The 15,091-nt window shown below is 64.1% G+C and carries 15 protein-coding genes; 2 read left to right on the top strand and 13 right to left on the bottom strand.

The genetic code is table 11. From position 1 onward, the window contains the following. Positions 1-588 precede the first annotated feature (588 nt). Both EOB59_RS12005 and EOB59_RS12000 read left to right on the top strand, forming a co-directional pair. Positions 589-888: a putative quinol monooxygenase gene (locus tag EOB59_RS12005; RefSeq protein ID WP_128288427.1), complete on the top strand. Its 300-nt coding sequence runs from the start codon at positions 589-591 to the stop codon at positions 886-888. 134 nt (positions 889-1,022) lie between these two features. Beyond that, on the top strand, positions 1,023-2,804 hold the full coding sequence (locus EOB59_RS12000; RefSeq protein WP_128288426.1) for a chloride channel protein: 1,782 nt from the start codon (positions 1,023-1,025) through the stop codon (positions 2,802-2,804). 49 nt (positions 2,805-2,853) lie between these two features. Here EOB59_RS12000 and EOB59_RS11995 read toward each other — a convergent pair whose 3' ends face one another. The 13 genes from EOB59_RS11995 to EOB59_RS11935 form a co-directional block, all read right to left on the bottom strand. After that, entirely contained in the window at positions 2,854-4,497 is a 1,644-nt protein-coding gene (locus EOB59_RS11995; protein ID WP_127322571.1) for an MFS transporter, read from the bottom strand. A gap of 230 nt (positions 4,498-4,727) precedes the next feature. Then, the gene (fliQ, locus tag EOB59_RS11990; protein ID WP_023810020.1) at positions 4,728-4,994 is read right to left on the bottom strand and encodes a flagellar biosynthesis protein FliQ; all 267 of its coding nucleotides are present in this window, start codon (positions 4,992-4,994) and stop codon (positions 4,728-4,730) included. A 24-nt stretch (positions 4,995-5,018) separates the two neighbouring features. Next, positions 5,019-5,426, bottom strand: coding sequence for a flagellar hook assembly protein FlgD (gene flgD / locus EOB59_RS11985; protein ID WP_013529774.1), 408 nt, complete (start codon positions 5,424-5,426; stop codon positions 5,019-5,021). Then, the gene (gene flbT, locus EOB59_RS11980; protein WP_027038236.1) at positions 5,426-5,869 is read right to left on the bottom strand and encodes a flagellar biosynthesis repressor FlbT; all 444 of its coding nucleotides are present in this window, start codon (positions 5,867-5,869) and stop codon (positions 5,426-5,428) included. Before flbT ends, flgD begins: the two co-directional genes overlap by 1 nt. Next, positions 5,866-6,213, bottom strand: coding sequence for a flagellar biosynthesis regulator FlaF (flaF, locus tag EOB59_RS11975; protein ID WP_023810018.1), 348 nt, complete (start codon positions 6,211-6,213; stop codon positions 5,866-5,868). Before flaF ends, flbT begins: the two co-directional genes overlap by 4 nt. 31 nt (positions 6,214-6,244) lie before the next feature. Beyond that, positions 6,245-7,288, bottom strand: coding sequence for a flagellar hook-associated family protein (locus EOB59_RS11970; RefSeq protein ID WP_127269451.1), 1,044 nt, complete (start codon positions 7,286-7,288; stop codon positions 6,245-6,247). A gap of 4 nt (positions 7,289-7,292) precedes the next feature. Continuing rightward, positions 7,293-8,747: a flagellar hook-associated protein FlgK gene (gene flgK, locus EOB59_RS11965; RefSeq protein WP_127271695.1), complete on the bottom strand. Its 1,455-nt coding sequence runs from the start codon at positions 8,745-8,747 to the stop codon at positions 7,293-7,295. Positions 8,748-8,774: 27 nt separating this feature from the next. Further along, positions 8,775-10,034: a flagellar hook protein FlgE gene (locus EOB59_RS11960; RefSeq protein WP_127322241.1), complete on the bottom strand. Its 1,260-nt coding sequence runs from the start codon at positions 10,032-10,034 to the stop codon at positions 8,775-8,777. Positions 10,035-10,113: 79 nt separating this feature from the next. Beyond that, on the bottom strand, positions 10,114-10,782 hold the full coding sequence (locus tag EOB59_RS11955; protein WP_013529780.1) for a response regulator transcription factor: 669 nt from the start codon (positions 10,780-10,782) through the stop codon (positions 10,114-10,116). 222 nt (positions 10,783-11,004) lie between these two features. Further along, a complete protein-coding gene (locus EOB59_RS11950; RefSeq protein WP_050592657.1) occupies positions 11,005-11,592 on the bottom strand; it encodes a transglycosylase SLT domain-containing protein in 588 nt (195 codons plus the stop codon). Continuing rightward, positions 11,522-12,628, bottom strand: coding sequence for a flagellar hook-length control protein FliK (locus tag EOB59_RS11945; protein ID WP_245486601.1), 1,107 nt, complete (start codon positions 12,626-12,628; stop codon positions 11,522-11,524). The genes EOB59_RS11950 and EOB59_RS11945 overlap by 71 nt, the downstream gene beginning before the upstream one ends. Before the next feature lie 272 nt (positions 12,629-12,900). Then, positions 12,901-14,280, bottom strand: a complete 1,380-nt coding sequence (locus tag EOB59_RS11940) for a chemotaxis protein MotC (protein WP_127809416.1) — start codon at positions 14,278-14,280, stop codon at positions 12,901-12,903. After that, positions 14,277-15,091, bottom strand: an 815-nt coding sequence (locus tag EOB59_RS11935; RefSeq protein WP_164895634.1) for an OmpA family protein, incomplete at its 5' end; no start/stop codon positions are given. The genes EOB59_RS11935 and EOB59_RS11940, both read right to left, overlap by 4 nt.

Genomic DNA, 15,091 nt, shown 5'->3' with positions numbered 1-15,091 from the left:
CTCAAACCCCATAGACTGCCGAGCGCGCGACAGCCCTGTGAGGGTAGCCCGCCAAGCTTGCGCGAGGGTGGGAGACTGGATTCAGCGCTGCGTTCAGCGGGGTTCAGCCGAACGCTTCAAGCGCCAGGATTTGGTTTGGCGTTGCGCGCGGACTAGCGCGCGCCTAGACAGCTTCGGCCAAACTTCATATCGTTTCGTGATGACAAAACTTACATTAAGCTCGGACTATTATATTGTGTCCGATGCAGATGGACTGTTTCAACACGGCGAGATTTTCCACATATCGCGCAACAAAGCTGGAGGATCGGTTAGCACCCGGGTTGGACGCTTTCATACATGGCGGCCGCAGCTTCATCCGGAAGGGTATTTCCCGCATTCCAGGCTCGATTGTCATGTCGATGATGATCCCCTCGCACCCGAACCGTCTTGGCTTGCGCGTACGCTTCTAGACGCGCTGATACAGCAGGGTGAGATATCAGAGCCAATTTGGTTGGGATGGCATAAAACCAAAGAGCTGGATGGTGAAGAACGAGGCCAGATTTTTGACCTAGACTAAACACATAGTCCCTGTTCTCGAAAGAAAACCACATGCTTCTGATCATTGGCACCATCCGCTTGCCGCCGGAAAAGCTCGGACAGGCAATGCCCGCGATGGAGCGCATGGTTTCCGGCAGCCGCGCCGAGCCCGGCTGTCTCGAATATTCCTATGCGCAGGATGTTTTCGATGCCGGGCTCATCCGGGTCACGGAAGTCTGGAGCGACAGGACGGCGCTCGAGGCGCATTTCCGTTCGCCGCACATTGCGGACTGGCGTGCGAGCTGGCCGGCGCTTGGCATAGGCGAGCGCAACCTCGTGCTCTATGAAGCCGGCGAGCCCATGCCGACCTGAACGGTCCATCGGCCGATCGATATCGCGCCCGCTGTCGCCAATGTGGTGTCTGTCGGCATTGTGGTTGCCATGCCGTGCCGCCGGGCGTATCAGGCTGGCTTTCCACTGCCTTTCGATATCGGCGAGCCGCCCCGGTGCTTTCCAGAAACCACAGCGAAGTCTACGCCCGCCGGCTGCGCGCGGTGCTGATCAGGTCGTTGCCCCTGCTCGAGGCACGCGGCATCGTGGTGGTCGTTCTCGCCGGTGTCGTAGGCGTGATGGCTGGCATATTGGTCACGGCGATGAGCCAGATCGTGCAGGACCTGCACGGGCTGCTGTTCGGCGTTCAGCCAGGCGACCGGCTTTCCGGCATGTTCTCGCTCGCCAATCCGATGCAGGCGCTGATACCGGCGATCGGCGGCATGCTGCTGGGGCTGACGGTGGTCTGGCTCAGGATACGGAAATTCCGCACTCCGATCGACCCGATCGAAGCCAATGCGCTCTATGGCGGGCGCATGTCGCTGACCGACACCTTCATCATCGCCGGCCAGACGATGATCTCCAGCGGTTTTGGCGCCTCGGTCGGGCTGGAAGCCGGCTATACGCAGGTTGGCTCCGGGCTGGCATCGCGGCTGGCGGGCATCTTCAGGCTGCGCCGCAACGATGTCCGCATCCTGGTCGGCTGTGGTGCGGCCGGCGCCATCGCCGCCGCCTTCGATGCACCGCTGACCGGCGCCTTCTACGGCTTCGAATTGGTCATCGGCATCTACTCGGTCGCCAATGTCGCACCTGTCATGACCGCCGCGATCTCAGCCTCGCTGACCGCCGAAATGTTCGGCGGCGTGCCGTTTCCGCTCGAGCTTTCGGGCCTGCCGGCGCTCACCGCCAGCCAGTATGTGCCGTTCCTGCTGCTCGGCCTGCTCGGCGGTGCCGCCTCGATCGCCATCATGCATCTGGTGACACTGATCGAACGTGGTTTCGCCAGGCTGTCGATCGACGCGGCGTTGCGCCCCGTGATTGGCGGCGTCATCGTCGGGCTGCTGGGTCTTATCACCCCGCAGGTGCTGTCCAGCGGCCATGGCGCGCTGCATCGCGAATTCTCGATGAATTACGGGCTGGCCGTGGTGGCCAGCGTCTTCGTGCTCAAGCTGGCGGCGTCGGCGGTGTCGCTGGGGTCGGGTTTTCGCGGCGGATTGTTCTTTGCCTCGCTGTTCCTCGGCGCGCTGCTCGGCAAGGCGTTTGCGGATGTGATGCTTGTTATTTCTCCGGCAACCGGCATCGACCCTGCCGTCGCCGCCGTCGTCGGCATGACGTCGCTCGCCGTCGGTGTCGTCGGCGGTCCGCTGACGATGACCTTCCTGGCGCTGGAATCGACCCGCGACCTGACGCTGACCGGCGTTGTGCTGGCCGCCTCGATCATGTCGGCGATCCTGGTGCGCGAAACCTTCGGCTACTCGTTCTCGACATGGCGCTTCCATCTGCGCGGCGAGACCATCCGCAGCGCCCACGATGTTGGCTGGATGCGCAGCCTCACAGTCGGCTCGATGATGCGCAAGGACATCAAGACCATCTATGCCTCGACGACGCTGGCAGCCTTCCGCAAGCAAGTGCCGCTCGGCTCTGCCCAGCGGGTCATCGCCGTCGACGCGGGCGACCACTATGTCGGCGTGCTGATCGTGGCCGAACTGCACAGCGATCCTTCCGATGGCGAGGTGCCGGTGCGCGATCTTGCCAAATACAAGGACGCGGTGCTGGTGCCGAGCATGAACGTGCAGGCCGCCGCGGAAACATTCCAGCGGGCGGGCGCCGAAGAACTCGCTGTCGTCGAGGATTTCACCGACCTCATCGTCTTGGGGCTTTTGACCGAAGGCCATCTGATGCGGCGCTATGCCGAGGAACTCGACAAGGCGCGCCGCGACCTGTCGGGCGAGGGGTGACGGGAAGGCCAAGCGGGGTGCCTGCGGCAGGGGGCGCGATTGCGGAGCCCTAATGCTCGATCGGCCCCTTGGCCATCACGAGAGCCGTGCCGGCGGTGGTCGGGCGTTCGATCATGCGCCGCACGCGGGGCGGTTCGTCGCCGCTGTGCAGGGCCCGCACGCGTTCGCCGATGACGGCGTCGGCATGGGTTATGCGTCCATTGTGCCTGATATATTCGATCCAGGTCGGCGTGTGATAATGCTCGATCCATACGGTGGGATTCTCGAGATCGCGCGCCAGCGTCCAGTTGCGGGCGCCGTCACGACGGCGGATGCGGCCGCGTTCGGCCATGATGGCGAGGAACTCCGGTTCATCCTCGTGCCGGATCACATACTCGATCATGATGGCGATGGGACCGCTGCGCGGCTTCAGGTCAAGCGCCAAATGCGGTTCCTTGAAGCGATTGAGCGGATCGAGGTTGAGCACCTGCTGTTGCGGTAGCGGGAGCAAAAGACCGATGGCGCCGCCGGCCAGCATGGCGACGCTGGCTGCGATCAGCGCGGCTTCGGCGCCGTGCGCATCGGCGACGACACCCCAGATCCAGCTGCCGAGCGCGATGCCGCCGAAGGTCGCGGTCTGGTAGACCGACAGCACCCGGCCGACCACCCAGCGCGGCGTCGCCATCTGCACCGTGACGTTGAAATGCGAAAGCGCGATCACCCAGCAGGCGCCGCCGACAAGCAGGCCGAGCGACGTCTGCCAGGCATGCTGGCTGACGGCGGCATTGAAGGCGCAGACAGCGAAGCCGGCGAAAGCACAGCGCACCATCGTCTCGCTGGAGAGCAACTGCCGCAGCCTGACGCTGATCAAGGCGCCGCCGACCGCGCCGATACCAAAGGCGCCGAGCATGATGCCATAGGTCAGCGCATCGCCCTTGACGACATCACGCGCCACCAGAGGCAGCAACGCAAGCACAGCGCCTGCACTGAAGCCGAACGCAGCGCCCCTGACCAGCACCTTGCCGATGTTGGGCGACATGGCGACATAGCGCAGGCCGGCGCCCATGGCGGCCCCCAGCGATTCGCGCGGCAAGGTCGATACCGGCACGTTCGGCTTCCAGCGCGCCAGCACGACGATCAGGCCGATATAGCTCACTGCGTTCGCCGCGAAGGCGGCCGCGGCACCGGCCGCGGCGACGATGATGCCGCCGATTGCCGGACCGACGCTGCGCGTCAGGTTAAAGCCCATCGAATTGAGGGCGACGGCTGCCGGCACCTTGTTGCGGGGAACGATATCGCCGACGGAGGCTTGCCATGACGGGCTGTTGAGCGCGGTGCCGCTGTCAATCAGGAAGGTGAAGGCAAGCAGCGTCCATGGCGTGATCAGGCCTGAATAGGTGAACAGGGTCAGAAGCACCGACACCACCAGCATGAAGGTCTGGGCGACCAGCATCACCTTGCGCCGGTCGAAACTGTCGGCGATGGCGCCGGCGACGAGTGCAAACAGCATGATCGGCAAGGTGGTCGAAGCCTGGACCAGGGCCACCTGATAGGGCGAGGTGGCGATCGTGGTCATCATCCAGGCGGCGCCGACACCCTGGATCAGCCCACCGAAATTCGAGACGAGGCTTGCGCCCCACACGGCGCGGAAAATGCCATGCCGGAAGGGCGCCAGCGCTGAGACGCTCTCGCTATCCGGCTTTTCGTCAATCATTTGCGGTTCCTGCCATGTCGTGCCTGCTCGTCAGACAATCCGTTTGCGCAGACCGTTTGCCGAAAGTAGGGCATGGCGCCGCAAAGGGCAAAAAAGCGCATGGTCCAACAATGGGATAGAGGCGGTCCAGGCCTTGTCCGCCGTGGGTCCGGAGGTGCCGCGGGGATCGGCGGCGTCTGTCCTCAGACAATTGCGAACGGCATGCCGCGGCACACCATCCTGGAACAGGCTCAGAAGCCGTTCTGGATGCGCTCGAAGATGACGTTGGTGAAGGCCGATATCTGGCTGCCGATGAAGGGGCCGGTCAACGCCACCACCAGCATGATCGCGACGATCTTCGGCACGAAGGTCAAGGTGATCTCCTGTACCTGCGTCAGCGCCTGGATGAGGGCGATGCCGATGCCGACCGCCATGGCGACCAGCACCACCGGAGCGGACGCGACGAGCACCGTCCACACCGCGTACTGGACGATGTCGAGAGCGTCGGCCTCATTCATGGGACTGGCTCTCTGCCGAAAGCGTCAGCTTGCTGCCTTGACCGAGACTCCCGGACCGACCGCGACTTCGGTGCCGTTCTGCAGCACGGCGATGAGACCGTTGCTGGCGAGGCGCACCGAAGCCACGGTGCCCGTGGTCAGGCCGTCGGCGGAGGTGATCGAGCGCCCGATCAGTGCGTCGGCCTGCGACAGCGCCGAGGACTGCATGATCTGATTGAGCTTGGTGTTGGTCTGCACAGACTGCTCGACCTGAGAGAAGGTGGCGAGCTGGGCGACATATTGCGTCGAATCCATCGGCTTGGTCGGATCCTGGTTCTTCATCTCGGCGATCAGAAGCTTCAGGAAGGACTGGTAGTCGACCGCTGTCTTCGAGGTCGACGCCGTGGCCTGATTGGCGCCTGTCGGAATCGTCGTCGTCATGTCCACGTTCATCAGTATCGTGCTCCCACGGCCAGCGGGCGCTCGGCACCCAAAACATCGTCATTACCACCCAGCGCGCGGCGTTCGAGCGGATAAAGCGCGCGGATCGCCTTCAGCGCCTCGTAGATATGATCCTCGCCGACCATGCGGTCGATCTGTTTCAGCGCGCTGCAGATCTGGGTGTCCTCGAAGCTTGCCAGAAGCAGCGGCAGCGAACGGCGGAACATGTCGCGCGCGGCGGCGGCGCCGGCCGGGTTCATCAGCATGACCTGCAGGATGAAATAAAGCTGCTTGAGCGGCGTCGAGGCATCGTCGGCCTGGATCACGTGGCTTTCGAGCAGGAACTGGACGTCGTTCATCAATTCGACGGTGACCTTGCGGTCGACCCGGATGACGGCGCCGTTGATGTAAATCTTTTCGTTCGGCTTGAGCGATATCTTCAGGGTGTTGGTCATTGAATGCCGTCCCTGATGATCTGGGACACCTCGATCAACCCTTCGAAATTGTTGGTGCGGCCCTGACGGATGTCCTCCGCCTCGCGCAGCAGCCACAGGCCGATGGAAATGAGGTTGGCGCGCAGTTCCTTGGGCAGGGCGTTGTCGCTGGAGCCAAGATCCTCGACGAAGGCGGTCCAGACGCGGTTGGTGAAGTGAAGCGCCTCGATCGCTTCCATCGAATCGTGGCCGGCCGCTGCTGCCGCCGCCAGCATGTCGATCGAGCGGGTCAGAAGCTCCCGCTCGCGGTCCTTCGCGTCGGCAACGGAGTTGCTCTGGATGTCGGCGTAGGAGAATTGGTACATCGTTGGGGCTCTACCGTTCCGTTAAGCGTTGTCAGGTCAGGTAATTCAACAGGCTGAGCTGCTGCAGGCGTGCGGTCAACGCGAAAGACGTTTCGATGTGCTGTGTCAGGTCCGCGACCCGTGTTGCGGCTGCCGCCGGATCGACGGCTTCCAGATCGAGAATGTGCCGTTCGAAAAGGTCGACCTGCGTTTTCATCCGATCGTTGGCATCGGAAACCCGCTTCTGGACGATGCCGGTCTCGGATTGAAGCTGGCCAATGCCGCTCAGCGCTTCGCCAACCAGTGTGGTGGAGCGGCTGACAACCGTATTCTTCGCCGCCTGGCTGATGTTGCTGGACATCAGGCTGCTGACCATGGCTGCGGCCATGGCGAGTTTCTGAATGCCATCGCTGTTGGCGCTGGTCGAAGTCGGTGTGGTTTCGTTGAGTGCGATGCGGCTGACGATCTGCTGGTCGGTGGCGTTCGACCAGTCGCCCTGCCAACCCGCGCCCGTGAACAGCGGCGCGACATCGTTGGTGATGAAATCGTCCATCTGGGCGGCCGTGATGTTGGCCGCTGCCGGGTCGTCCTGGGTGAAACCGAAATTGGTGAGGAAAGCGGTATCGAATGCAGCCTTGGCGGGAGAGCCGGCAGCCGTGAAATCGTTGATCGGCTTGACGTCGGTGTTGGTGCCGGCAAACAGATATTCACCATTGACGCTGGTGTTGAGGATCGAGGTCAGCTGCTGGATGGTCGCCTTGCCGGAGTCCCGGGTGAGGCTGTTGGACGAGTCGCTTGAGGAAGCGGTGGTCAGGGCGGACAGGAAGGTCTGAGCGGCGCCGGAGAGCTGGCCAAGCGAGGTCTGTGTCGAGGAAAGCCTGGCGCCGACCAGGCCGTTGGAATCGATAATGACGTTGAGCCGGTCGAGATCGCGCGAGAAGGTGACGGACTGGGCGGTGCGCCCTCCGAGAGCCAGCCCGACATCGGCGACCCTGCCGGTCGACGCTTCCTTCGTGGCTTTGACGAGTTCGGCCTGCATGCGCATCTGCTGGGAGCGCATGGCATTGGAGATTGCGGCCGAGGAGACTGAAGTCATGGAATTATCCCACCGCGTTAAGCAAGGCCGTCAGCATGTCGTCGACGGTTTTCATCATCCGGGCCGATGCCTGGTAGGTGTGTTCGAGGTCGAGCAGCAACGACATTTCCTGGTCGACATTGACCCCGGTCGCGTTGGACAGCGCCTCTGCGCTGCGCGATGCCAGTGCTTCCTTGGCATCGGAGGCGGTCGAAGCCTGCTGGCGCACGCCCTCGAACCAGCCGATCGAACTGGCGGCGTAGTCGGATACGCTGGAGGTTGCCGAAACGCCGGCGGCGGGGTCGAAAGTCATCGGCTGGTCGAGCCGGTCGCCATAGGCGACCAGAAGGGTGGAATAGGACGCGCCGCCGCCCGTGTTGGCGACATAGGCCGCACCATTGGCGCCGCCGTCGCGCAGCAGCGTCGGGTTGCCGCCGGTGCTCGGGTCCATCGCTGCATTGACGCTGATGGACGCGGCAAGGCCGGTGACCAGCGTGCCGGCGGCCGGCACGGCCGGCGCTCCCGACCAGGTGAACAGGCCGGCGGCATTGGCCATCGAGGGTGCGGTCTCGGCAAAAGCGGTGATCAGGCCACGCGCGGTCTCGTCGAGCTGGCTCTGCATGGTCGAGGCGACGCCGTCGCGCAATTGCAGCAGGCCGGCAAGCGTGCCGCTGGCGCTGGTGTTGCCGCCGGCTCCCGCCGAGATCGGCACGTTGTCGATGTAAACGGCATTGCCGGCGGCACCCGCGGTATAGCCTGCCGACGCCGCGAAGGTGACCGTGCGCGGTATCGTCTCGAACAAAGTCGTGCCGTCGCCGGTGGTGATGACCATGTCATTGTCGCCTCGTGTGAAGGTCGACACTGGGACATAGTTCGAAATCTTCTTCAAAAGCGCGTCGCGCTGGTCGAGCGCATCGGAAACGTCGGTGCCGGAACGGGTTCCGGACATGACCGCCGTGTTGGCATCCTGGAACTGGCTGAGCAGCGAGTTCAGGTCATCGACGGCGGTGGCGATCTGGCCGTCGGTCTGGGTGCGGAAATCCTGGACTGCCTTGGAGCCCTCGTTGAGCGAGCGCACGACCTGTTTGGCGGCGTCGATGACCGAGGCGCCGAGGTTCTGGTTCGACGGCGAGGTGGCGTAGAGCTGCAGCGCCTGCTGCAGGTTGGCGATCGCGGTCGAGGGCGAGGACGCATTGTCGACGCCATTGACCGCGACGCCCAGCTGATCCATGCCGCTGTAGAGCGCGTTCTGCCCGCTCCAAGCCGATAGCGCGCCGAGATTCTGGCGAAACAAAAGCTCGTTGGCTGCGCGCTGGATATCGACCGAACGCGCGCCCGGCGCCGTGCTGGTGACGACGGCCTGGCGCCGCGAATAGTCCGGGTTGGAGGCGTCGGCGACGTTGCGCGAGACAACGCTTGTCTGTCGCGCGGTGTTCATAAGCGCCGACTGGGCGATACTCAATGCGGTAGACAGTGACATGCGGGTCTTTCGCGGGCGACGCCCGTCTTATCTCTTCAGGTTGACAAGGACGTCCATCAGATCGGAACCGGTCTGGAAGACTTTCGAATTGGCGGTGTAGCTGCGCTGCGCCGCGATCATGTTGGTCAGTTCTTCGGCGATGTCGACGTTGGAATTCTCGAGCGCGCCGGAGATGATGGAGCCGAGTTTGCCTTCATTGGCAAAGCCGACACGAACCGCGCCGGACTCGGTGCCCTGCGAATAGACGTTGCCGGGCAGCGCGGTGAGCTGGTCCGGGCTCTGCACGTCGGCCAGCGGAATCTTGTAGAGCGGCTTGGTCGAACCGTCCTTGTACTGTGCGTAGATGGTGCCGTCCTTGCTGATCTGGACCTTGTCGATGGTGCTCGGCGCGTTGCCGTTGACCTGGGCATCGGAAACCGTGAAGCCGGCGCCAAGCTGGGTCAGCGCAGACAGATCGAGATTGAGGGTGGCGCCGTTCGGCACGGTAAATGAAACGCCGGTGGGCGTGCCGGTGAGCTTGCCGGTGGTGGTGTCGAAGGTCAGGTTGGCCGAGCCCAGCAAGCCGCCAGCGGTGTAGGGGAACGATGTTCCAGCGGTGGCCTTCGACTGATCGAAGACCGCCACCTGCCAGGTGCCGGCGCCGGTGTTGGTGAAATAGACGTCGAGCAGCTTTTTGTTGCCGAGATTGTCGTAGGCGACCATCGAGGATTTCGACGTGTATTGCGCGGTCGCAGCGTTGGCGGCGGGCAGGTTGGCGGTCGCGACCGGTGTCGCGCCGGCCGGCAGGTTGCCGGCATAGCTGCCCTCGGTGCTCGGCGTTGCGGTCATTCCCTGGTCGGAGATGACAACCGGGACCAACCCCTCGAAGCCATTGACCGTCGCTGCCGGTACGCCGTTGTCGTAGCTGTACGCCATCAGCTGGAAGCCGGCCGAGTTGACCAGTCTGCCCTGACCGTCGGGAACGAAAGCGCCGGCCCGGGTCAGGTAGGGGGTGCCGCTCGGATCCTGGACGACAAAGAAGCCATCGCCGCTGACGGCAAGGTCGGAAACCGAGGTCGTGTACTGAAGCACACCCGGATCGCTGACCGCCTGGCGGATCGTCGTGGTGACGCCGCCAGAATTGTAGGCACCGCCGGTCGACGGCATGACCAGCGTCGAGAATTCGGCGGAGGAGCGCTTGTAGCCGGTGGTGTCGGAATTGGCGATGTTGTCGGCGACCGTCGATAGGCGGTTTGCCTGGGCGTTCATGCCGGAAACGCCGGTCCGCATCATTCCGTAGAGGCTCATCGAAACGTCTCCGCTGTGTCCATGCTGCTGGCTACGAGGCTACGCATGTTTTCTTGCGCGAGGCTGGCGCGGCGCTGCATCAGAAGACGAGCCGGTAGCCGAGGAAACGCTTGGAATCGATCGGGTCGGTGCCCAGCTTCTCGCGCAGCTTCTTGCGCAGTTTGCTGATGTGGCTTTCCACCACGTTCTCCTCGACCTCTTCGTCGAAGATGCCGTAGATGGCGTTGAAAACCTGGGTCTTGGTGACACGGCGCCCGCGATTGCTCGCCAGATATTCGAGGATGCGGCGTTCACGGCGCGGCAGGGGGAGGGGCTGACCGTCGATCTCGGGGTCGCGGCCATCCATGAAGATGCGCATGGCGCCGATCTCGGTGTAGGCGACGTCTTCCTGGGCGCGGCGGCGGATGGCGGTGATGCGGGCCAGGATCTCGCGGATATGGACGGGCTTGCGAATGACGTCGTCGACGCCGCTCTCGAACAACCGGAGCGTGTTCTCCAGCGAATGCTGTTCGCTGAGCGCAATCACCGGGGCGCCGGTGCGGTCGCGGATCTGGCGCGGAGAGATGGAGCCTTCACGGCAGTCGCCGATGAGGAAGGCCCGGACCGAGCGCAGATCGGTGTCCGCGGCAGAGTTCACCCACTCACCGAATTCGCCGGACGCAAAGCCTGCACAGGCGATGCCCTCACGATCGAAAAGTGAATTGTATCCCTCTGTTACGAGCTCGCGCTCGTCAACGATCACAATCATCGGCCCCGCCTTCCGAATCAAATCATTTGCCCCGTGAAGAGAGGCGTATCCGCTGGCGGGAATCCTGAACAACCGTCATTTCTTGTAGCTAGTTTCTTGGGAGTCTGGAATCGTTTCGGTTGCATTAGCGGGCGGCCAGATGTGCTTTCGGCGGCAAGTTCTGACCAAGTCAAACCGACAATTCGGGTTGTACGGTTGGTCTATTAGTAACGGGAAATGCGCTTACGGGTTGCAGAAGCCGCGGGCGTTCGCGGTCCATTTTCCAAAGCCGGTGGCGACCATGTTGGCAATGACGCGGCAGACATAGATCTTCTGCGCCGGGTCGTTGTCGGGACCGGCATGATAGCGGGCCACGGCCATAGACCAGGTCTCGTGACGGGCATGAAGGCTGGCCAGGAAGCGCGCCGCATAGTCGACGTTCTGGCGTGGGTCGAGCATGTCCTCGACGCTGCGAAAATGCGATGCGTGGTAGTGGTGATTGATCTGCATGCAGCCCAGATCGATCAGGGTCTTGCCCTCGCGCCGGGCATTGGCGAAGGCGGCAAGGGCCTCGGTTCGGCTCCTCGGAAAGACTGCTTTTCCTTCTATATTCAAGGCATTGGGTTGAAGGCTGCCCTTGTTTCCAGTCTCCGTCAGGCCAACGGCATAGAGGATGCCGGCGGGCACGCCATAACGATCGGCGGCGCGCAGGATCTCCGGCTCGCAGGGATTGGCCGCGGCTGCGGCGGCGTTTGCCGCGCTAGATAAAGATATCGCCGCCAGCGCGCTCGCGAGCAGGCGAAGTGCCGCGGCCGTAGTCCTGCGCGTCATCGTTGCGTTTCCCTGAGGATTGCTGGCCCGGTTGCTGGCCGCCGGCTCCACCATTGCCGCTGCCCGAATTCCCCGGTTGAAAGGATGCTGGATCGCGGCCTGTCGCCGCCGCCATAGGAGCGGTTGCATCCGCCCGGGTTGTAGCGGGAACTGCTACCGAAGGTTGCAGTATCGTGACCTTGTCAACCTCGAAGCCGAGCCCCCGCAGCGACTTGACGATGGCCTCGCTGTCGGCCGACAGCCGACGATAAGCGTCGTGCGTTTCAGGCTTCAGCTCAATCGAAAGTTGTTCCCCGGAGAGGCGAAGATTGGCCGTCACCATGCCGAGTTCGGCGGGGTGGAGTTCGATCTTCAACACATGTGTCGGAACGGCAACAGAGCTGGCCAGATGGGCGGACGTGGGTGAGGCTGAAAGCGCCTTTTGCGGCCCGGCGTCGGCGGCTATGGCGTTGATCACATTGAGGGCTGCCTGGCTGATGGGACTCTGCGGCGGTGCGGGGAAGCTCCGTTCCGAGACGACGTCGATGCGCGCAGTGGACAGCGACTGTTTTCCCGCTTCTGGACGCATCGAGGACTGGACATCCTCGATGCTCTTCATCGCATTCGCGGCGTGCTTCGACCGCACGCCGGGCACATCGGCGGCCGGTGCGTCCGGCAGCTTCTGGGCCGCCGCCGCGGCGTCGCGTTTTGGCGCGCTGGAGGCAGCGCTCAGTGACTGACCGTCAAGCGCCGTCAAAGGTCCGTCGACGATCGACGCCTGCTCCGGCTTCGGCATGGTTTCGAGTGCTTCGCGTCCGCCTGCGGATTTTGGCCGGTAGGTCTTTGGCAGTGAAGCCTGCCCATCGAGCGCCGGGTCCGACGGATTCTCGCCGGTCATCGTATTGCCCCCGGCTGCCTTGGCCGTTGTCGAGAAATGCCGCAGGTCATGAAACGCGATCAGCAGCGGCAGGTCGTCCTGAAGCGGCTCGGCGTCCGGCGCCGTCTCTTCAGCGTGGGCCTTCGCGTTTGCTTCCAAATCGTCCTTGCCGGCTTTCACGTTTGCCACTTTGGCCGAGATGGTCCTTGCGGGCTCGGCCGATGCTGGTTCGGCCTTGGCGTCATGCCCGGCAAGGCCGGCAGCGAGCTTGCTCCAGTGCTGGTCGCGCGATCCCGCCTCTGTCGACGGCTGCCGTTCCGGGCGGGCAGCACCGGCATCGTCGCGCAGCATCTTGCCGAAGCCGGCGTCATCGTTCCTGCCGTTCGCGGCCGGCTGCTCCGACGTCGCGCGCGTGGAGGCAAATCCTGGCAAAGCCGAGCCGAGGCTGGTGGTCATTTGGGGGCGGCTCCAAGCATCTGGTCGATCAGGTCGAGCTGTCGACGTGTTCTGGTCATGGCGGCATCGGTCGGATCGGCGGGCTCTGGACCGGCTGCGGGTGACGGTACCGACGCTGGCATGACAGTCGCAGGGTCGGGGGATGCCGCTGCTGCCCTGTCCGGCGCATTGGCGGCTGGTCCGCCGGAGGCCGCGGTGACGGCGGGTTGCTCCGAGATGGCGCCTTCGACCGGTGGCAGGCCACTGTCATCGGCGCCTTGCACCGTGGCGATCTCGGGCACCGGCTGCGCCGCGGCGGCAGGAACTGGGGCAGGCTTTTCCGCCGGAAGGGCGGTGGGCGGCGCGACGACCTCGCCGGCAATGGCCTGCGCGGCGTCGAGCAAAGCGCGGTCGCCCTCCGACAGCCGGCTGCGGTCGATCTTGCCGAGCTTGGCACGAACGTCCTCGATTGTCCCCGAGGTGACGGTGGAAAGGCTGGCATAGAGCAGGGCGCGTGGATCGTCCTGATTGGTGTTGCCGTCGCGGCCCTGTTCCGCCCGCGCCGAAGCGAAGGCCGATAGGTCATTCAGGCCGTCTATCGCGGCCCGGCGGGCGATGCGCAGATAGATCACCTTCTCGCGCTCGGGATCCATCATCGAGGTGATGTCGCCCAGCTTGTCCTGGCTGATCGACATGTGCAGCGCGATGACGCCGGAGACGAAGGAGTCGGCGAACTGGCTGGCATAGGGCGAATAGAGGTAGCGCTCGACATATTGGGTGGAAGCAAGGGCGAAGCGTGCCGCGTCGCCTTGCGCGACTGCAAGGCCGACCGAACGGCGAAGTGCCGCTTCCTCGACCAGCGTGCCGGGGCTGAGCAATCTTGCCTCGTCGAGCAGACGGAGTGCGGTCGCCGGCTGATCACCGGCAAGCAGTGAGCCTTTGACCAAAGCGAGGAAGGCGCCGAGATCCGGAGGCAGCGCCATGGGATCGATCGGCCTCAAGGCTTCGATAGCCTCGCCGGGCCGGCCGTTGAGGTAATCAATCACGCCTTTGGCGATGGCAAGGCTTTGCGGATCCGTCGTAGCGCGCGACGTGGCCGCTTCGACGGTCACCGGGTTGCCGCCGCTCATGCCGTAGACAAGCAGGGCTCGAAAGTTCTTGGGATCCTTGTAGTCCTCGGCATTCGCCGCCCGCAGGCGCGCATCCGCCATCTCCAGCAGCTTGGCCTGCATCGGCAGGGCGGCATGATCGCCGGCGGCTATGCGGTCCTGGATGAGTTGCAGCGAGCGCACCAGCTGATACGGCTGCAGCGCGTCCTGGGCGAAACCGGCCGACGGGTGTCCGCCGGCCAGCAGCAACAGACCAATCAACCGGCGGGTGACGGCCGCTCGCTTCATTCGCCGGTCGCCATCAGGATCTCGATGCGACGGTTCGCGGCCGCCAATGGATCGGCTGCTATTTTCGGCTGGCGGTCGGCGAAGCCGGCGACCTCGGTGATGCGGCGTTCGTCGACGCCGCCGCGCACGAGCATGTAGTAGGCGGAATGCGCGCGCGCCGTCGACAGCCGCCAATTGTCGTAGCTGTCGCCGCGGAACGGCCGGGCATCGGTGTGGCCGTTGATGCTGATGGTGCCCTTCTGGCTGTTGATGATGCGGCCGATCTTCTCCATCGCCAGCACCAGTTCGCGTCTCGGCAATGCCGAGCCGACCTCGAACATGCCGAAGTCGAGCTGATCGGTGATCGAGATGACGATCCCCTTGTCGGTGGCTTCGACCGAGACGCCGTCGTGCAGCTTGTCGCCGGGCTTGAAGGCATCGGCCAGCTGCCGCTTGACGTCGGCAGCTGCCTTGACGGCAGCCGCGGTTGGCGCCTTCTCGCCGATGTCGGGCTTGGCGGCCTTTTGCGCCTCAGGCTCTGCCTTGGCTGCGTCGGCGACCGTGGTGCCGTCCGGTTTGGTCTCGCCGGCAATTGCCGTGGCAGGGTTCGCGGCCTGCTTGCCGGTCGCGTCCTTGGCCAGCGGCTCAAGCGGTGAGGCCGCGACAGGCGGCACGGCTTTGACTTTGAGCACTTTCGTTTCGGCGGTCTTGTCGCCGGGCTTGGCCGGATCGCCCTCGATCTTCGTGCGCTCGGCGCTGGCTTCGGCGCCGGGCGCCGCTACCTGCTGCGACCAGAAATCCGGCTCGAAGGGATCGCGGTAGGAGGCGCCAC

Source organism: Mesorhizobium sp. M7A.F.Ca.MR.176.00.0.0 (assembly GCF_004023165.1).
GTDB lineage: Bacteria > Pseudomonadota > Alphaproteobacteria > Rhizobiales > Rhizobiaceae > Mesorhizobium.
This window is presented reverse-complemented; position numbering and strand designations above follow the sequence as displayed.